Raw genomic sequence first — 18570 nt, forward strand, 5'->3', positions numbered from 1 at the left:
TAAGTTCCGATTTCTAATCGTTAATTTTAGATACCATTACATTAAGATATCATTCTGTTTAGTCGGTTTGGAAAGCCTGAAATCCTCACAGTTGCTGGATTTTTATATTCTCTTATTCCTTGCGATTTATTAAGATTCTTTAACAAATCGAGAATGGTGCATGGCAAAGCCGCGAACTAACTATGTTTGTAACGAATGTGGGTCAGAATCTTCACAATGGTTTGGCAAGTGTCCCGTCTGCGGCACCTACAACTCCCTGGAAGAGCAGTTTGTGTCCCAGCTTAATTCTTCCCTTCCCAGCCGGGGTTTGCAAAGCTCACAGCGCAATGGAAAATTAGCTGCCAAAGCACCCCAGGCGAGGGCATCGCTGACATTCGCGCAAATTACCGACAAGTATCAGGAGCGATGGACTTCTGGTTATGGAGAATTCGATCGCGTACTGGGCGGGGGGGTTGTTCCTGGCTCTTTGGTGTTAATTGGTGGCGATCCGGGCATTGGTAAGTCAACGCTGCTGCTGCAAACGGCGAATCAGATGTCGCAGATGTATCGCATTCTCTATGTCTGCGGGGAAGAATCGGGACAACAAGTGAAACTGCGAGCTTCGCGTTTGGGTGTTAGCAACCTGAATCCGGATCGGGAAAAAAACGGCGATCGCGTGTCTCTCCAGCCAGAAATAGAGGCATCTGTAGAGACATCTGTAGAGACATCTGTAGAGACTCCGGTGACATCTATCTCAGCGGGTGCGGATCTGTATGTGCTGGCGGAAACCGATTTAGAAGAGATTATCAGGGAGTTGGAATCTCTGAAACCGAATGTGGCAGTAATTGATAGCGTGCAGACGATTTACTTACCGTCTCTAACGTCGGCAGCGGGATCGGTGGCGCAGGTGCGGGAATGTACTGCTGCATTGATGAAGGTGGCAAAGAGAGAGAGTATCACCCTGCTGATTGTGGGACACGTTACCAAGGAGGGCGCGATCGCTGGGCCAAAAGTCCTAGAACACCTAGTAGATACCGTATTGTATTTTGAAGGCGATCGCTTTGCGTCTCACCGGCTTCTGCGTTCTGTCAAAAACCGCTTCGGCGCAACTCACGAAATTGGCGTTTTTGAAATGGCAGATCGAGGACTCCGAGAAGTTTCTAATCCCTCGGAGTTATTTTTGGGCAATCGGGACGAAGTGGTTCCGGGTACCGCTCTTGTCGTCGCTTGCGAAGGCACTCGCCCGATTGTCGTGGAACTGCAAGCCTTAGTGAGTCCAACCAGTTATAGTTCCCCCCGCCGCTCAACGACGGGTGTTGATTACAACCGACTGCTACAAATTTTGGCAGTATTAGAAAAACGAGTCGGCATCCCTTTATCTAAATTAGATTCTTATGTGGCTTCAGCGGGCGGTTTGAGTGTAGAAGAACCCGCTGTTGATTTGGGAATGGCGATCGCAGTTGTGGCTTCTTTTCGCGATCGCGTCGTCGATCCCCGCACTGTCTTAATTGGCGAAGTCGGCTTAGGCGGACAAGTCCGCGCTGTCTCCCAAATGGAACTGCGCCTGAAAGAAGCCGCCAAACTAGGCTTTAAGCGAGCAATTGTCCCCAAAGGGCAAACTTTCCCAGAATTGGGATTAGAAATTGTACCCGTCGCCAAAGTTATCGATGCCATCATTGCTGCTATCCCAGCCTCTCATCATCATGATGATGAAGAAATGCTAGATGATGATGATGAATAGACGGCATTAAGGTGCAAGTGGTAGCGCTTGGGGAATGATGCGCGATCGCCTTTATTGCGTTTTTTAAGCATCTTGTATCATTTTGGAATCTATCCATTTCTCCAATTTTTGCAATATACGCTCTCTCAAAAACCGTTATTAAGCGGAACCAAGGAGAAAGCGAATATAGCAATTCTATTTGAGTTGTGAGCCAGCTCTTCAGATCCCCGACTTCTCTAGGAAGTCAGGGATCTCGCTTTCCCGCATCATTTAGGCTTGCTGTATATTGGCTCAAAAAAATGAATTTATTTATATTCCCAATTATAGAAATTTAACTTTCAATCCCTTAAGAAAATAAACTTTTTATAAAACTAAATAGTTTTATTTGTTAATATTTATCCGCAATTTTATCCGTAATATTACTGATGCACAAATACAAAAAAATAGGCTGAATTAAGAAAAGGGTTAATAATAATTAACCGTCTGGGTGCAGATAATCGATCCTGTTATTGATGAAGAACTCTGGTAAACCTTAACAGAGAGTTACAGCCAATCCAGCACCCAGATTCAGTTTAATTTAGCAATGAATATTACTACCAAGAAAAACGCATGGAAGCTTGAAAGCTCAGTTCCATTATGGTTTTTCGCTTTTGTTCCTTATAAAATAGGCGAAGGTCTACTAATTATACTAATGCCCCTATTTATCATTCAGGTAGTAGGGGGAACCGTCGCTGATGTCGCTAAAGTAAACTCACTGATCGCCCTAGTAGGTATGTTTGCCTTCATTTTATGGGGCAACCTATCAGATAAGATGGGCTATCGTACTCCCTTCTTAATATTGGGATTTCTGGGATTCACTCTCTGCACATCAATGCTCAGCTTTAGCGATAACCTCTCACAAGTATTAATTCTTGGCAGTGTGGGGGGCTTTTTCATGGCAACGATTACCCCAGTAGGTTCAGCATTAGTACTGGATAGTTTTCCCGAACAGGAGTGGCCTAAGTTCTTCGGTAAATTCTATCAGGTAACAGGATGGAGTTTTGTCGCTAGTGTTCTATTCGGGATGACCTGGCTCAACTTTGCTTCCAAATTCGTGAGTAATGTTGCAGCAATGCGCGGATTATTATTATTTGCAGGTGTTGTTTCGTCGCTGAGCTTACTTCTGTGCTTTCTTTGGGTAAAAGAACCCAAGTTTGTTCGCCAACGCCGAAAATTTAATCCGAAACTGCTAGGGCAATTGACTGTAGGAGTGATTGAAAGGCGAGCAGTTTTTTACCCATCCCGCGCCCTCTACTTTGTACTGCGCCCAAGCTCTCTGAGCCAAGCGGTTCAGCCCCTAGGAAGCCCTCTAGGGCGTTATTATCTATGTTCTTTACTATTTTTCGTTGCCATCAACCTGGTTATTGTGCCCTTCCCGGTTTTTCTCACCAACACATTAAAAGCTACGAATACTCAGGTATTCTTGATTGCCTTAGTTAAGTCAACAATAGAGTCTTGGTTGTACGTTCCTGTCGGTCATTGGGTGCATCAGCGACCTGGTATCAAACTCCAAGCGCAGGCTACCGCTCTCAGGGGTGGCGTTTTTGGAATTTTTGTCTTGTTGGCTTTAATTCCGCCTCAACCGAGCAGTCTGGCGTTCGTTGGATTAGCCCAGATATTAAGCGGTATTACTTGGGCAGCGATCGCTGTATCTAGTAGCACGGCAGTGGGTATACTGGCTGGCAAAGACAAGGAAGGTTCGGCAATTGGGTTTTACAACGCAATAATTGGGGCATCAGGCGCACTGGGTAGCTTGGGAAGCGGATACCTTGCTGCTACCTTTGGGTATAGCGTTTGTTTTGGGATAGGCGCACTATTGACAGCATTCACTGCATGGTTGCTTTGGCAACTACAGCCTGTTGTATTAGCCAAAACGTCCTGAGTGGCTTTTGGGCTTTGTAAATAGAAGATACTAGGCAACAATTTTTGAAATGGCCGGGCAAGTGCAAACAAAGACAAATTCTTGAGCGCGATCGCTTGCACTCTGTCTGATTCTGTCTGATGAGGATGCGATCGCATTGCCCCCAATTGTTTCTTGTCTATTTTTATACAACTGTAACTAAATAAACACCTGTCCTCATTTACATCCTGCCCAAGTTTGATATTCTGCTAACCACAAAAACAAATCGAAGAATACGGAAGCTTTATCTAATCTTCATAATTTAGTTAAGTATTAATATTCAGCAAAACTCCTTAAAGCCAAGGAAATAGCAGCTTTATAGTTTTACCTACTCTATTTGTAGGTAAATCAAGATATTTTTTTGATAAAGATTCCGTGAACCTACTGGGAATTCATAGCAAGCTATGTAAGTATTTTTAAGTAGACGCCTGTATTTTATAAATATTATGTACAACTCTTCCGAAAGCTCACCTTTAAGCACACGTACAAATTTTGATACGCACAGTGGATGGATTTTGGGAAACCCCATGCAAATCAGCCGACGCAACCGCCGCTTGCTCTTTTGCGCGTTCCTGCTTTTAGGGTTTGTAGGGTGTGTTTTTGGAATATTGCTGGGAGCGGGTCTGGATATTGGAAAAGCTATACTGGCATTTATCGTCTTGTGGGCAGGATTGTGTACTCTTAGTGCCCGCTAAGCGTAAAACGAGAACGATTTTATAGGTCTAGTAGGAAATTAAGCAGATTTTACTCAATTTGCCTAAATAAAGACCTAAATAAAGAAAAGAAGCGCTCAGTTTGCATTCAAAAATTCCAGATATCCATTGCTGAGTTCTTTTACGGCTAATTCATAAAATTGCTTGCCGTGTTCGGGTGTTGCCAAAGCGGGATTAGAACCCATACGCCCATCGGGATAACGGTTACGGAAATCAGTAGCACCATAAATTGGGTGGCCAGAAGCGACTTGATCTGAGAGGGGCGCTTGTTTAATGGCTTCTGGATAGACGTACTGAGTGAGGGCAACTTCACTAGGGGTGGCATGAGAACCTTCTTGGTCTTTATATAGCTCTTTTGCCAGCTTGTAGACAGAACTGCACATGAACCAGTTGCCGACTTGACACTGCACTAACTGGGCATTAGGAATATTTAAATCAGCTAAATGAGCGTAAGTTTCCGAGAAAGCCGCCTTTAGCGTCGCAATATTACCGCCGTGACCATTAATAAAGAAAAATTTGGTAAATCCAGCCCTAGCTAAACAGAGGATATAGTCTCGAATTAGCTGAATCATGGTGCTGGGGCGCAGGCTAATTGTGCCAGGAAAAGCCGTATGGTGCAGCGCCATGCCAACATTGATAGTAGGGGCTACCATTGCGTCAATCGCTTCGCCGACCCCGCGCGCGATCGCTTCTGCACAAATTGCATCTGTCCCAATCAACCCAGTTGGCCCGTGTTGCTCTGTCGAACCAATCGGGAAAATTATCCCCTGAGAACGGTTGAGATAGACTTCTACTTCAGGCCAGGTACTTAAGTGCAGCAGCATAATCAGAATAATCAGAAATGTTGGGCGATCGCTAAAGATAAATTTGGGCGAAACAGCGCACCGACTCCATCCTAGCTGGGTTGAGGGGTCATGTACTCGAAAAGGAATCTCTGAGGCAGCAATTTTGTTGTATGAATGAGGATGGAATTACACTCTCAAGTTCCCCAATTATGCTTTCCCTCGACCTCCCGAAGAACCCATCTAGTCCAGAATTAGGGCGAACGAGCCAGATCTTAATTGTTGAAGATGAGGATCTCATCCGGGAAATGATAGTTTTGGCTCTAGAAGAGGAAGGTTTCGAGGTGGTAACAGCCGCCGATGGGCGTACCGCTTTGACATTTCTTCAGGGTGAGACCCCTGCTACGGTAGATTTCCCCTTTGACCTGATTATTCTCGATTTAATGCTTCCTCAGGTCAATGGCTTGGATCTTTGTCGCTTGTTACGGTATCAAGGAAATCCAGTCCCGATTTTGATTCTCAGTGCTAAAGCAACTGAAACTGACCGAGTTTTAGGTCTAGAAGTGGGAGCCGATGACTATTTAACCAAGCCATTTAGTATGCGGGAGTTAATTGCCCGTTGTCGTGCCTTATTGCGACGCCAACGACTTGGCGGATTGCCCCAAGCGCCAGTGCTGCAATTCAAGGATGTGACGCTTTATCCCCAAGAGTGTCGCGTGATTGTTCGGGGCGAGCAAGTTAACCTATCACCTAAAGAATTTCGCTTACTGGACTTATTTATGAGTTATCCGCGTCGAGTTTGGTCGCGGGAGCAGCTGATCGATCAGGTGTGGGGTCCAGATTTTGTGGGGGACAGTAAAACAGTAGATGTTCACATTCGCTGGTTGCGAGAAAAATTAGAACGCGACCCTAGCCAACCAGAATACGTAATTACGGTACGTGGGTTTGGTTATCGGTTCGGCTAAAAGATGCAATATGAAGAAGGAAGTATGAATTTTCAACCTTCCTTCTTCATCAGTAGATGGGCACAACTAAACACGGCTGGTAGCGGGCAATGGTTAGGAGGCGCTGTTTTTATGAATCATTCCCCCCAACCATTGCCAATCTCACCTTACGTTTATTGACACCCACCTCTACTAACTTTGTATTTTCAACTGATAGCTTAAATGACCCTCATCGCATTTTTTGTGGGGCTAACTTTAGGAATTGGGTTTTGGATCTGGCGGCGGAACAAGCTTTACCGCCAGTTAGAGCAAATTCTTGGGTTGCTACCTTCAAGTGTAATTGGGGTATCTTTACCGCTGGTTTCGCAGCTACGCAGTGGAATTGCTTTGGCAAATCAGCAGTCTCTTCAGCTAAAGACGCAGTTGCAAATGAATCAAGAGATTCTGCAAGTGGCACCCATCGGCTATCTGGAGGTGGATGAAGAAAACCAGTTGATTTGGTGCAACGAGCAAGCCCGCATTTTATTAGAGCTTCATCGATGGGAACCAGGACAGGTGCGTTTGCTGCTGGAGTTAGTGCGATCCTATGAACTCGATCAGCTAATTGAGCAAACTCGACACCAGCAAAAGCCTTGTGAACAAGAGTGGGTATTTCACCCAGATTGTTCGGATGCAGCGGTAATTGGGGAGATGCGATCGCTTACTTTACGCGCATCTAGCTTGCCCTTAGCCTACGGACAAGTAGGTGTTTTTCTAGAAAATCGCCAACCTTTAATCGAACTTTCCCAATCGCGCGATCGCTGGGTTTCTGATTTAGCCCACGAACTCAGAACCCCCCTCACCTCCATCCGTTTGGTAACGGAAACCTTGCAAAAACGCTTGCAGTCTACAAAAGAGCGCTCATTAATTGACCGCCTCCTGCCAGAAGTCAACAGACTAATGAACCTAGTTCAAGACTGGCTAGAACTAAGCCACTTAGAGCAAGATCCCAGCAAACACCTCACCCTAAAATTAGTAGAACTGCGAAGCTTAATTCACTCTGCCTGGGAAACAATAGAGCCTTTAGCACGACAAAAGCAACTCAGCTTCAGCTATTCTGGTTCCGACACCTTACTCATCAAAGCCGACGCATCTCGTCTCACCCAAGTATTTCTCAACTTACTCGACAACAGCATTAAATACAGTCCCCTTGAAGGAGCTATCCGTGTTGAAGTAAATCTTATTCCGAATAAGGATATCCCTAACTTGGTTCAGATCAATATTATTGATTCAGGGATTGGGTTCCCTGAGTTCGATTTACCCCATGTTTTTGAGCGGCTCTACCGAGGAGATCCCTCCAGGCGGCGTCAGCACAACTCCTCTGGAACTTCTGAAGAATTGTCAGTTGTGGTAACGACTGGCAGCGGTTTAGGCTTAGCGATTGTACGGCAAATTGTCATCGCTCATGGCGGCTCCGTCAAAGCGAAGAATCATCCAGAAACCGGCGGCGCATGGCTGCAAATTGAATTACCTTCCTTTCAATCCCCGCTTGAAATTTAAGGTTAGCCATCGTTGCAGTTTCGATATTCACTTTGAGTTTTTTGCACCATTTAAGAAAATTAGTATTAACCAATCATGCTAGTCAGACAGAACTCACAATTTAAAAGGGTTCTGAAACACTAAGATGACCAAAGTATGATTCGACTAAATGATTTTTCAAGGGTTTCAGCGACTGAACTTGGATCGTTAAGTTATTAACTGTACCTTCCAAAATCAGCCCCTAGAAATTACATCTATCCTACGATAGGTTTTCATTTAGTCTATATGCATACAGCCAAATCAACAAATTTAAGCCATCTTAGAGAGTACAGTCGTTTTGTTTTTCTACCAGCAGAGGTGAATGCTTTCCTCTAAACACGTGCATACGGAACGGATACACTTCGATCGCAGAACTAGGGGCTTATTAAGGGATGTTTTGCGAATGGGAGCCTTAGTAGAAAACTCCTTTCGCCTCTCGCATCAAGCCTTATTTTCCCGTAACCTGGCAGCCGCTAGGGAAATTCCCTTATTGGATAAACAAATTGACCGATTTTATCGCCAAATCGAGCTAGATTGTGCAACTTTAATGACCCTGGAAGCTCCGGTTGCACAGGATTTGCGTTTACTCAGTGCTTGTATGCAGCTGGTGCGCGACTTAGAACGCATTGGTGATTACGCCAAAGACCTAGCAGAAATTGCGATTAAACTCTTTCCTTACCCTCCTCATTCTTGCCTACCGCAGATTGAGGTAATGTCCCATCATGCTCAAGCCATGCTGGCGTCGAGTTTAGTCGCGCTGGCAGATTTGGACGCAGCCGCCGGGAAAGCTGTCAAGCAGCAAGACGATGCCGTGGATAGCGCTTACGAAACGGTTTATCAAACCTTAGCCTTTCAGCGGGATATCAAAGGGGTGGTTGAACCGATTCTGTTGATGGGGTTGATCATTCGGCATTTGGAACGAATGGCAGACCACGCCACCAATATTGGTCAACGAGTTGCCTACATTGTCACGGGAACCCGGTCTTAAAGGCTACAGTCACGGCACGGCAGTGCCCATACTGATTTAAGAGTAAACTTGCACTCATATAGCATTTTTTACTTGCGTTCTATACAGTTCGCGATAAGGGTCTACAGCTAGCTACCTGTAGACCCCTATCGCTGTATTTCCCTCTCATTGAGAAGTGATATAACTGTTACCCTCACTGCTGCTAATGGACTGCATCACTATTACGCTGACACAGTTAACCCGTATTTTGAAGGCAATGGCGGTGGCAATAATGCCCTATCCCGCTTTGCCGAACGCAACCCCATTTATCGGATTGGACCTTTAGGTGCTGGTGTCGGCTTGAACTACAAGATTAGCAACGCTCTGAAGTTGGACTTAGGTTATCTCTCCAACACAGCCAACAATCCCGAAGATGACAACGGGGTTTTTAACGGTAACTACTCAGGTTTGGCACAGTTAGTTTTTGGGACTAACCGATTTAAGGTTGGATTCACTTACATTCACGCCTATGATAATGGCGGCAATAATGCTCCCCGCTTTGCTATGGGTGGTACTGGCACTGGTCTTGCCAATTTGAATCCAGCGACGCTAGCTGCTGCGACTACAGGTGGTCTAACCCAAGCTCAGTTGAGCAGACCCGTTTCGAGCAACTCTTACGGGTTAGAGGCTTCCTTCCAATTAACCCCTCAATTTGTTCTAAATGGCTGGGTGGGCAAAACTGACGCTCGTTTGATTGGCTTAGGCGATGCCGACATTTAGAACTTTGCCCTTGGTCTTGCTTTACCGGATTTTTGCAAAAAAGGCAATTTGCTTGGCATTATCGCTGGAGCCGAACCAACTCTCAGAGGTCTAAATGTTCCTGGCCCAGAAAACTTCGAGCGTGATTTTGCCTATCACATTGAAGGTTTCTATAAGTATCAGATGATAAATAACATCTCAATTACTCCGGGCAGTATCTGGCTGACATCTCCTAACCAAAACAGAGATAATGATGACATCATTATTGGTACGATTAGAACAACGTTTACCTTTTAATTAGCGGTCAGGGTGAGGATCGATAGTCACAACTGACAACTAATCATATAAACTAATCTAATCGCTTAATCGCCAACTTTGCTCTTGCCGATTCGGAGCGCAACTTGAAAGCCTCTAAATCGGCTTTATTTGTTGGGTTCCTAGCTAGCGGATTGTCAGGATTGCTTAACCTGTAGATTACCAAATCCTTACCTATCCCTAAACTGACACAACTAGCATTAGAGGAAATTATGTCGCCTACAAGACAATGTTGAGCTTGAGTTGGCAGTGTTTCATGTTTAATAATGATGGAGTTTCTCAAGAAGACTCCCTATAGCGTTCCGTTAATCCGGGATTGTTTCCCTTGAGTTCAGTTAGGTGTGAGGAGATTAGATGTCTAAAATTTTGTGGAATACTCTAAAATTAGGGCCAGCGATCCTAGGTGCATCCTTATTAGTTTGCAGTAGCACGCTTGCCGCACAGACGCCTGAAACTCAAATGGCGAGCGAGCCGATAGCTGCCACTAACCAGGTGACTGATTTATTAAAACCAGCCGACCAATCCCAGCAAGCGCAGCAGACACCTGTTCAAGAACTGGCTGTTCAACCAGAAATTAGTTCTATTCCAGTTTTCACCAACGGCACGTCTGCCCAAGAAACGCCGGTTGCCGAAGCTGAATTAGTGAGTCCGAAACCAGTTTTAGCAGATAACGCGATCGCGCAACCCACTGCTGATGCTGTCCCCACGAGCCAAAACAGCGAATTAGAACAAATCGACCAATACACTAATGAAGTCGGGACGACCGACTCAATGGATCAAGTCACCAACGTCTCGCAGTTGCAAGACGTAGAACCGACGGATTGGGCTTACGAAGCACTGCGGAGTCTGGTAGAACGCTATGGTTGTATCGCCGGGTATCCCGATGGTACCTTTCGCGGCAACCGGGCACTGTCGCGTTATGAATTTGCCGCCGGGATGAACGCCTGTTTGCTGCAAATCGAAAAACTGATTGCGGCAAGTTCGGCTGACTTTGTCACTAAAGAAGATTTAGCGACGCTACAGCGGCTAATTGATGAATTTGGGGCAGAATTAGCCACCTTAAGAACGCGAGTAGATAACTTAGAAGGTCGCACGGCATTTCTGGAAAGCCATCAATTCTCTACAACGACTAAGCTGACTGGCGAAGTTATCTTTGCGCTTGCTGACGTTTTTGGTGAAGAAAGGGCTGGCGGGGGCGACATAGACGCTAACCTCATTTTTGCTGACCGTGCCCGTTTGAATTTTGACACTAGCTTCACGGGCAAAGACCGCCTGCGAACCCGCCTGCAAGCTAGAAACATCTTTCAATTTGATGCCGGTAGCTCGTCATCAACGAACCCAAGACCCAACATTACGGGTACCAGCATGACCCGCTTGGGATTTGACGGCAATAATGGGAATGATTTCGAAATCGACGACTTTTACTATCGTTTTCCTCTAGGTGACAAGCTCCTAGTCCAAATTGATGCCGCCAACGTTGAATTCAATGACAACGTCTACACCTTTAACCCCAATTTTGAGAGTAGTGGAAGTGGCTCCATCTCCCGATTTGGGCGTTTCAACCCCATATACCGACTAGGTTCTGAGGGGACTGGGTTGACTGTGACCTACAACTTTAGCAAGGCATTAAACCTCTCTTTAGGTTATCTAGCTCCTCGAGGCAACGATCCTTCAAACGGTTACGGGGAATTCAGTGGTGCCTATGCAGGTTTAGCTCAACTTGTTTTCCGTCCTAGTGACGCCCTGAATGTGGGTTTGGTTTACGCCCATACTTATGAGAACCAAGAAAAAGGCGTCAGCTTCATGTCGAGTACGGGTAGTAGATTTGCCAACCGGCCCTTCGGGAACATTGCGACTTCAGGCAATCACTACGGACTGAATGCAAGCTTCCGGCTTGGTTCTGCCATTACCCTCTCAGGCTGGGCAGGTTACTCAGTAGCTACAGCTGAAATTAGTCCGGTTGGTCTTGCAACTACAGGATCTAATGCAGATATTTGGAACTGGGCTGTAAGCTTAGCCTTCCCAGACTTGGGCAAAAAAGGGAACCTACTTGGTTTCGTATTTGGGATGCCGCCTAAAGTGACCGACAACGATGTCAGTAACAATGAAGATCGGGACACCTCATATCATGTAGAGGCTCTGTATCGCTATCGGCTGACTGACAACATTGAACTCACCCCAGGGTTGTTGGTGATTCTTAATCCCGAACACAACGATAACAACGACACACTCTACGTAGGAACGCTGCGAACAACCTTTAAGTTCTAAGCACCTATATTTCGGGTAGGGGCGGGGGATTCCTCTCCCGCTCGTCTCTGACCCCACAAAGGATACATTTACGCCAATAAAATGCTGCGTGCGATCGCTCCTATCTGAACTTATGCGATCGCACCTTCGCGTGCAGATCTAAGCCTTCAAAACTCCTTCGAGCTGCGCTTTCCTGCTGGCAATCATCATCTTTGCTTAACCTGTAGATTACCAAAGCCTTACCTTTACCTAAACTTACAGAACTAGCATAAAGATCGGCAGGGGTAGCATTTTAATTTTGTAAATACGCTATCTTGTAGAGTTGGTTTTCATCTGCTCTAGTTCATTCCTACTTCCTGGCAGTAAATAAAACGACAATAACCGCCAGGAAAGAACATGCACCTAGCATTTTTGACAATTCTTCAGCGTCAGCTTTTTAAAGACTCAAAGATTCAGTATGTTTTCTCCAATGCATTCAACACGACGGGCTTTTCTCGTTCCCTTTATTGCCCTCTCACTCAGCGTGACTGCCTGTCAGTCGCCAAACACAACTCCTACCACCAGTCCAACGGCAGGAACCCCTGGTAGCGCTACTCCTGCGGCAGCAGGCGGTGGTGGCGGTGGCAACGTCTCCTTAACTGGTGCCGGTGCCAGTTTTCCAGCTCCTTTGTATCAGCGGTGGTTCTCGGAGTACAACAAGCAGAATCCCAACGTCCAAGTCAGCTATCAATCGGTTGGTAGCGGTGCTGGTGTGGAACAGTTCACCCAGGGAACTGTGGACTTTGGTGCCAGCGATACGGGGATGAAACAGGAGGAAATCACCAAGGTTAGCAAGGGTGCCGTGTTATTACCCATGACAGCAGGCAGCATTGTTCTAGCCTACAACCTGCCCGATGTCAAAGGTCTCAAGCTACCGCGTGCAGTTTACACCGATATCTTCTTGGGCAAAATCAAGAAGTGGAACGATCCCAGAATTGCCCAAGCCAATCCTGGGCTGAATTTACCAGACAGGGAGATTACTGTTATCCATCGCTCCGATGGTAGCGGTACTACAGCAGTCTTCACCAAACATCTGAGTGCGATTAGTCCGGCATGGAAAAGTGGTCCTGGCGACGGTAAAACGGTCAACTGGCCTGTCGGCGTGGGTGCCAAAGGCAACGAAGGTGTCACCGCTCAACTCCTGCAAAGTGATGGTGCCATCGGTTATGTCGAGTACGGCTACGCCAAGCAACAAAACATCCCTGTAGCGGCGCTGGAAAATAAAGCGGGCAAGTTTATTGAACCCTCCAGCGAAAGTGCGGCTAACACGCTAGCCGCAGTGACTCTGCCCGCAGACTTGCAAGTTTCTATCACCGACCCAACCGGCGAGAATTCTTACCCAATTGTCACCTATACCTGGGTCATGGCTTACAAAACTTATGAGAATCCTGACGAGGCAAAAGCCCTCAAGGATGTCTTGAAGTGGTCGTTAAATGAAGGACAAAAGTACAGTGAAGAGCTAGGATACGTGCCTCTTCCCCAGCCTGTTGTCGCCAAAGTTCAAGCAGCAGTGGATACCATCAAGCCGTAAGTTTCAGCGTTAGATATTGCCCGAATCGGCAAGAGGCTAATCCTTTCTGAACCAGAATGTTAGTCAAGTAGGCACTGCTTACCCTACTTGACTATGAAGACTTTACAATGAAGTTTTTGGGATTGGATAGTTAGAATCTAGAACTTCCAATCCTGAATTCGCCTAGCACTATATCGCCTACAAAAGTAAAAACTTGGCAAAATTCAGAGATTCCCGGTAGACGTATACCTAGCTCTTGATATAAGATTAAAGGCTGTGACTTTTTGGCGAAACCAATGAACGCTCAGGAAATCATCCGCTCGATTGAAGCGGAGCATCTGAAAAAAGAGTTGCCCATTATCCATGTGGGCGACACCGTTAAGGTTGGGGTAATTATCCAGGAAGGCGGTAAAGAACGGACGCAGCCCTATGAAGGCGTCGTCATTGCCAAGGGCGGGAGCAGCATTAACTGTACGATTACCGTGCGGCGGGTATTCCAGGGAGTAGGCGTTGAGCGGGTATTTCTGCTCCATTCTCCCCGAGTTGAAAGCATCAAGATTATTCGTCGGGGTAAGGTGCGTCGTGCTAAACTATACTATCTGCGCGATCGCGTCGGGAAAGCCACTCGCGTTAAACAACGCTTTGACCGTAGCCTGTAGTCCAATTTGGACAAGGCTATTCCCGATTGACGCCGCTAGGGGTTAAACTTAAATAGAGAAAAGTTCAGCCTCTCGCTCTCAAATCCACCTGTGCGCTCTTAGTTCAGTTGGTAGAACGCAGGTCTCCAAAACCTGATGTCGGGGGTTCAAGTCCTCCAGGGCGCGCTCTCATCACAAAACAGGACTGAGAACTGAAGAGTGTTCGCGAAGTAGCGCAACAGCGCCAACTAAGTGAAAACATAGAGGGACTCAGAACTTAGGCATCAAAGCTCTGCCCGAAAGCATTCCTGTGGTTGCATAGTCAGCCTCAAAAACGTTTACTTTCGGGTAGACTTGTGTTGTGTAGGTGGTTCATCAGTATTGCCTAAGTCAGGTGCTAGACCCAACGATTGCATCGGTATCTGCGTAGATTGGCAGCACATTAGGCTGTACACAGCTAAAAGCGGTAGAAATGAACTGCTCAAGAGCTGTATTAACGGGAGAGATATTGTGGCAAAGAAAAACGAAGCCGAGAGCGAAGCAAAAACAACTGGGTTTAATATATCAACCTTTTTTCAGGAAACCAAAGACGAACTGAATAAAGTCGTCTGGCCCAGTCGGCAGCAATTGCTCAGCGAATCTGCTGCTGTGCTGTTAATGGTAACTCTTTCGGCAGTTTTAATTTATCTGGTTGATGGTTTCTTTGCTTGGGCAGCAAAGCAGGTGTTCGGATGAGTTTTGCAACCGACAATCCACAGGATTTCAATCAACTCGAAGACACGTCAGATGGCTCGGTAAAATCCCGGTGGTACGCTGTTCAGGTGGCATCTGGATGTGAAAAGCGTGTCAAGACAAACTTAGAACAGCGGATTCAAACTCTTGATGTTCGCGATCGCATTCTCCAGGTGGAAATTCCTCAAACTCGCACCCTGAAAATGCTCAAAGATGGCACTCGCAAGGAGTCGGAAGAAAAAGTCTTTCCCGGCTACGTGCTAGTCCGGATGCGGCTAACTCCTGGGGCAGATGGTGAATTGGAGATGGACGATGAAGCTTGGCAGGTTGTCAAGAACACCCCAAACGTGATTAACTTTGTCGGTGCAGAACAGAAACGCCGTTACGGACGGGGACGCGGACACGTTAAACCCTTGCCGCTGAGTTTTTCAGAAGTCGAACGTATCTTTAAACAAGCTACCGAGCAAGAGCCAGTAGTGAAAACTCATCTGGCTACAGGAGATAAAATTATTGTCCTTTCTGGTGCGTTTAAAGATTTTGAAGGCGAGGTCATTGAAGTCAGCCCAGAAAGAAGCAAGCTGAAGGCGTCACTATCCATTTTTGGACGCAATACGCCGGTAGAATTGGAGTTTAATCAGGTTCAGAAACAAAGCTAAATAGTTAAGATGGCAAAGAAAGTTGTTGCAATCATCAAGCTAGCTCTTAATGCGGGCAAAGCTAACCCTGCCCCGCCAGTGGGACCAGCGCTCGGTCAGCACGGGGTCAATATTATGGCGTTCTGTAAAGAATACAACGCCAAAACAGCAGATCAAGCTGGGATGGTAATTCCGGCAGAAATCTCAGTCTATGAAGACCGCAGTTTTACCTTTGTTCTTAAAACACCACCGGCATCCGTTCTGATTCGTAAGGCAGCTGGCATTGAGCGAGGCTCCAACGAACCAAACCGGAAAAAAGTGGCGTCAATTTCAAAGGCACAGTTGCAAGAAATTGCTCAAACTAAAATGCCGGATCTCAATGCCAACGACATTGATGCGGCAATGAAAATTGTGGAAGGAACTGCCCGGAATATGGGCGTTACTATTAACGAATAGCGATTCTTTGATTCGCTAATTGCAAGCACGCGGAAAGCTGGCAACGTAAACCCAATCGGGGGAGAGGTAACATCTCGTTAGTGACCCCAGGAGAAAAATATGGCAAAGAAAGTATCCCGTAGGCTCCAAGAGCTGCAAAAGAAAGTCGAAGATCGACCCTACGAACCCACAGAGGCTCTCAACCTTTTAAAAGAGACAGCCACTGCCAAGTTTCCTGAATCTGCTGAGGCGCATATCCGCCTGGGAATCGATCCCAAATATACCGACCAACAGCTGCGAACAACCGTTGCTTTGCCCAAAGGAACTGGACAGACAATTCGAGTTGCCGTAATCGCCAGAGGGGAAAAGGTCCAAGAAGCCAGCAATGCCGGTGCTGATATTGCCGGTTCCGAAGAGCTGATTGACCAAATCCAAAAAGGCATGATGGATTTTGACCTGCTGCTGGCGACACCGGATATGATGCCCCAGGTAGCAAAACTGGGACGTTTGCTCGGTCCCCGTGGCTTGATGCCCAATCCCAAAGGTGGGACGGTGACGTTCGATCTAGTGCAGGCGATCGCTGAATTTAAAGCTGGTAAGTTAGAATTCAGAGCTGACCGTACTGGGATCGTCCACGTTTTGTTTGGCAAAGCTGCCTTCCCAACTCAAGACTTGCTCGTGAATCTTAAGGCGTTACAGGAAACGATTGACCGTAACCGTCCTTCTGGAGCCAAGGGTCGCTACTGGCGCACAGTGTACATATCTGCGACAATGGGGCCATCGATTGAAATTGACATCAACGCCCTGCGCGATCTAAAGCTGACTGAAGCTGCCTAAGATTCAGCCCTGTAGGGGCAAGGGTTTCCCACCCTTACAGGAACAATCGATTGAGTAAACAACAGGAGCAAGATTTAAAGTTTTCAGCCCAATTAACTGAATAGCACGCGCCGGAGACAGCAGGAGCTGATGGCTTAATTTCCTGCCTAGGTTTGCGACTTTACCGCATTAAGGTCAATCTTCTCGCCACACGCAACATGGCAGAAGCTGCACCAAAAATGCGAACCCTGAAAAGGGTTCCTTGGGATATTGCGTAACCCCGGCTCAACCGCTGGGGTTTTTAATTGGGCTTTTTTAGGTTTGGCATTCTGCATTTTCTAAAGGAGGTGAAAGATACATGGGTAGAACGCCGGAAGATAAACGGGCGATGGTCGCTGAAATCAAAGAAACTTTAAATGTGGCTCAGCTGGCAATCGTCATCGATTACCAGGGGTTATCAGTTTCGGAGATTATGGACTTGCGGCGGCGGCTGCGTCCCAGCGGCACCGTTTGCAAGGTGAGCAAGAACAAGCTGATGGGAATTGCCATTGAGGGTGATTCCAACTGGCAACCGATGTCAGAATTCCTTAAAGGTTCTTCTGCTTTCTTGCTAGTCAAGGACGATTTGAGCGGCGCAATTAAGGCTTACCAAGACTTCCAAAAAGCCACTAAGAAGACAGAACTTCGTGGTGGTGTAATGGAAGGTCGAGCTTTGAGCCAAGCTGACATCAAAGCGCTGGGAGATTTGCCTTCCAAGGAACAACTCATGGCGCAAATTGCTGGAGCTATCAATGGCTTGGCAACCAAGATTGCTGTGGCTATCAACGAAGTTCCAGCTTCGCTGGCAAGAGGACTACAAGCGGTCTCCGAGCAGCAGCAAGAAGGTGGCAACGGCGAAAGCGATGCAACTGCTACTGCCTCAGCGCCTGAGGAATAAATTGGCGGTTACAGGTACAAAGTCTGCCGATGAAGGCAGCTACCTAAACGCCTAAAGAATGGATTCGCGGCTACACAAACAAAGCTTGCCTAGGCAGGCTGTAACAAAAATAACGTTACTGGAGTTTTGAAATGTCTGCTACAACTGACCAAATTCTCGATCAACTAAAATCACTGACTCTGCTGGAAGCTTCTGAACTCGTTAAGCAGATTGAAGAGGCTTTCGGCGTTAGTGCTGCTGCCCCTGCTGGTGGAATGATGATGATGGCGGCTCCTGGTGCTGCTGCTGCTGCGGAACCAGTTGAAGAGCAAACTGCGTTTGACGTGATTCTGGAAGATGTCCCAGCTGATAAGAAGATTGCCATTCTTAAGGTAGTCCGCACCATCACGGGTCTGGGTCTGAAAGAAGCTAAGGACTTGGTAGAATCCACTCCCAAGCCAGTTAAAGAAGGCGCTGCCAAAGAAGAAGCTGCTGATATCAAGAAGCAGTTGGAAGAAGCTGGCGCGAAGGTAGCAGTTAAGTAAAAGGCTAATGGCTAATGGCTTTTTTCAATGAGCCATTAGCCATTCAGTAGGCGGGATAAATTATTTGTAGGATGGGAAAGCGATCGCGTAACTCATGCAGATTTGGGGTTTCCTTGCGTTTTTCCAGCTAACCTACGAAAATCTACGAAAATCTTCAATTTAATTGCATCCGCCTACTTAGCAAAAAATCACCGAATAGAAATGAAGTAATTTCCTGAAGCTAAACAGGAATTACGATTCAGGAGTCTAAAGAAGGCTCCTTTTTTTTTGAGGTGATTTTTTAGGTAATCTAACCTGAGTTCGGGTTAAGCCGAAGGGAGGAAAAACGCATTGATATTGAGAGAGGGCTTCTTAGGCTGATGGCAATAGGCAATTAATCCACAGACCAAATTCACCAAGAAAT

16 protein-coding genes, 1 tRNA gene, 1 pseudogene and 1 other annotated feature are annotated in these 18570 nt (G+C 46.5%); of the genes and pseudogenes, 17 read left to right on the forward strand and 1 reads right to left on the reverse strand.

Annotated features, from left to right (window positions below):
* Window positions 1-160 precede the first annotated feature (160 nt).
* Together radA and H6F52_RS03475 are read left to right on the forward strand one after the other, a co-directional pair.
* Window positions 161-1720 (forward strand): DNA repair protein RadA, encoded by a 1560-nt coding sequence (gene radA / locus H6F52_RS03470; RefSeq protein ID WP_190531936.1) that lies wholly within the window; start codon window positions 161-163, stop codon window positions 1718-1720.
* 562 nt (window positions 1721-2282) lie between these two features.
* Complete coding sequence (locus H6F52_RS03475) at window positions 2283-3620, forward strand: MFS transporter (protein WP_190531938.1); 1338 nt, start codon at window positions 2283-2285, stop codon at window positions 3618-3620.
* Between the two features lie 808 nt (window positions 3621-4428).
* Here H6F52_RS03475 and H6F52_RS03480 read toward each other — a convergent pair.
* On the reverse strand, window positions 4429-5175 hold the full coding sequence (locus tag H6F52_RS03480) for a creatininase family protein (protein WP_190415210.1): 747 nt from the start codon (window positions 5173-5175) through the stop codon (window positions 4429-4431).
* 170 nt (window positions 5176-5345) lie between these two features.
* On the opposite strand from H6F52_RS03480, the gene H6F52_RS03485 reads away from it, so the two are divergent.
* The 15 genes and pseudogenes from H6F52_RS03485 to rplL all read left to right on the forward strand — a co-directional run bounded on the left by H6F52_RS03485 (window position 5346) and on the right by rplL (window position 18167).
* Window positions 5346-6098, forward strand: a complete 753-nt coding sequence (locus H6F52_RS03485; RefSeq protein WP_190415208.1) for a response regulator transcription factor — start codon at window positions 5346-5348, stop codon at window positions 6096-6098.
* A gap of 201 nt (window positions 6099-6299) precedes the next feature.
* Entirely contained in the window at window positions 6300-7616 is a 1317-nt protein-coding gene (locus tag H6F52_RS03490; protein ID WP_190429550.1) for an ATP-binding protein, read from the forward strand.
* Between the two features lie 340 nt (window positions 7617-7956).
* Window positions 7957-8622 carry a phosphate signaling complex protein PhoU gene (gene phoU / locus H6F52_RS03495; protein ID WP_190415204.1) on the forward strand — a complete coding sequence of 222 codons (666 nt, stop codon included), beginning with the start codon at window positions 7957-7959 and terminating at the stop codon, window positions 8620-8622.
* A 147-nt stretch (window positions 8623-8769) separates the two neighbouring features.
* Window positions 8770-9360, forward strand: a complete 591-nt coding sequence (locus H6F52_RS03500) for an iron uptake porin (protein WP_242033839.1) — start codon at window positions 8770-8772, stop codon at window positions 9358-9360.
* Between the two features lie 18 nt (window positions 9361-9378).
* Window positions 9379-9636, forward strand: a pseudogene (locus tag H6F52_RS25630) (carbohydrate porin); the annotation flags it as partial.
* Window positions 9637-10008: 372 nt separating this feature from the next.
* On the forward strand, window positions 10009-11922 hold the full coding sequence (locus tag H6F52_RS03505; RefSeq protein WP_190531940.1) for an iron uptake porin: 1914 nt from the start codon (window positions 10009-10011) through the stop codon (window positions 11920-11922).
* Window positions 11923-12358: 436 nt separating this feature from the next.
* Entirely contained in the window at window positions 12359-13471 is a 1113-nt protein-coding gene (gene pstS / locus H6F52_RS03510) for a phosphate ABC transporter substrate-binding protein PstS (RefSeq protein WP_190531942.1), read from the forward strand.
* 275 nt (window positions 13472-13746) lie between these two features.
* Window positions 13747-14109: a 50S ribosomal protein L19 gene (rplS, locus tag H6F52_RS03515; protein WP_190415198.1), complete on the forward strand. Its 363-nt coding sequence runs from the start codon at window positions 13747-13749 to the stop codon at window positions 14107-14109.
* Between the two features lie 92 nt (window positions 14110-14201).
* Window positions 14202-14274, forward strand: a tRNA-Trp gene (locus tag H6F52_RS03520).
* A 324-nt stretch (window positions 14275-14598) separates the two neighbouring features.
* Entirely contained in the window at window positions 14599-14823 is a 225-nt protein-coding gene (gene secE / locus H6F52_RS03525; protein ID WP_190415197.1) for a preprotein translocase subunit SecE, read from the forward strand.
* The gene (nusG, locus tag H6F52_RS03530) at window positions 14820-15476 is read left to right on the forward strand and encodes a transcription termination/antitermination protein NusG (RefSeq protein ID WP_190415196.1); all 657 of its coding nucleotides are present in this window, start codon (window positions 14820-14822) and stop codon (window positions 15474-15476) included. Before secE ends, nusG begins: the two co-directional genes overlap by 4 nt.
* 9 nt (window positions 15477-15485) lie before the next feature.
* Entirely contained in the window at window positions 15486-15911 is a 426-nt protein-coding gene (gene rplK, locus H6F52_RS03535; protein ID WP_190415195.1) for a 50S ribosomal protein L11, read from the forward strand.
* Window positions 15912-16010: 99 nt separating this feature from the next.
* A complete protein-coding gene (gene rplA, locus H6F52_RS03540; protein ID WP_190415194.1) occupies window positions 16011-16727 on the forward strand; it encodes a 50S ribosomal protein L1 in 717 nt (238 codons plus the stop codon).
* 92 nt (window positions 16728-16819) lie between these two features.
* Window positions 16820-17019: a sequence feature (ribosomal protein L10 leader region), on the forward strand.
* A 45-nt stretch (window positions 17020-17064) separates the two neighbouring features.
* Window positions 17065-17643: a 50S ribosomal protein L10 gene (gene rplJ / locus H6F52_RS03545; RefSeq protein WP_190531944.1), complete on the forward strand. Its 579-nt coding sequence runs from the start codon at window positions 17065-17067 to the stop codon at window positions 17641-17643.
* A 131-nt stretch (window positions 17644-17774) separates the two neighbouring features.
* Window positions 17775-18167, forward strand: a complete 393-nt coding sequence (gene rplL, locus H6F52_RS03550; protein ID WP_190415192.1) for a 50S ribosomal protein L7/L12 — start codon at window positions 17775-17777, stop codon at window positions 18165-18167.
* The last annotated feature ends 403 nt before the right edge of the window (window positions 18168-18570 follow it).

The organism is Coleofasciculus sp. FACHB-542, assembly GCF_014695825.1.
In the GTDB taxonomy this organism is placed as follows: domain Bacteria; phylum Cyanobacteriota; class Cyanobacteriia; order Cyanobacteriales; family FACHB-T130; genus FACHB-T130.

What these genes read in the sequence shown, in the direction of transcription:
- radA (WP_190531936.1), top strand. Translation starts at nt 161, where the DNA reads ATGGCAAAGCCGCGAACTAACTATGTTTGTAACGAATGTGGGTCAGAA.
- H6F52_RS03475 (WP_190531938.1), top strand. Translation starts at nt 2,283, where the DNA reads ATGAATATTACTACCAAGAAAAACGCATGGAAGCTTGAAAGCTCAGTT.
- H6F52_RS03480 (WP_190415210.1), bottom strand. Translation starts at nt 5,175, where the DNA reads ATGCTGCTGCACTTAAGTACCTGGCCTGAAGTAGAAGTCTATCTCAAC.
- H6F52_RS03485 (WP_190415208.1), top strand. Translation starts at nt 5,346, where the DNA reads ATGCTTTCCCTCGACCTCCCGAAGAACCCATCTAGTCCAGAATTAGGG.
- H6F52_RS03490 (WP_190429550.1), top strand. Translation starts at nt 6,300, where the DNA reads ATGACCCTCATCGCATTTTTTGTGGGGCTAACTTTAGGAATTGGGTTT.
- phoU (WP_190415204.1), top strand. Translation starts at nt 7,957, where the DNA reads ATGCTTTCCTCTAAACACGTGCATACGGAACGGATACACTTCGATCGC.
- H6F52_RS03505 (WP_190531940.1), top strand. Translation starts at nt 10,009, where the DNA reads ATGTCTAAAATTTTGTGGAATACTCTAAAATTAGGGCCAGCGATCCTA.
- pstS (WP_190531942.1), top strand. Translation starts at nt 12,359, where the DNA reads ATGTTTTCTCCAATGCATTCAACACGACGGGCTTTTCTCGTTCCCTTT.
- rplS (WP_190415198.1), top strand. Translation starts at nt 13,747, where the DNA reads ATGAACGCTCAGGAAATCATCCGCTCGATTGAAGCGGAGCATCTGAAA.
- nusG (WP_190415196.1), top strand. Translation starts at nt 14,820, where the DNA reads ATGAGTTTTGCAACCGACAATCCACAGGATTTCAATCAACTCGAAGAC.
- rplK (WP_190415195.1), top strand. Translation starts at nt 15,486, where the DNA reads ATGGCAAAGAAAGTTGTTGCAATCATCAAGCTAGCTCTTAATGCGGGC.
- rplA (WP_190415194.1), top strand. Translation starts at nt 16,011, where the DNA reads ATGGCAAAGAAAGTATCCCGTAGGCTCCAAGAGCTGCAAAAGAAAGTC.
- rplJ (WP_190531944.1), top strand. Translation starts at nt 17,065, where the DNA reads ATGGGTAGAACGCCGGAAGATAAACGGGCGATGGTCGCTGAAATCAAA.
- rplL (WP_190415192.1), top strand. Translation starts at nt 17,775, where the DNA reads ATGTCTGCTACAACTGACCAAATTCTCGATCAACTAAAATCACTGACT.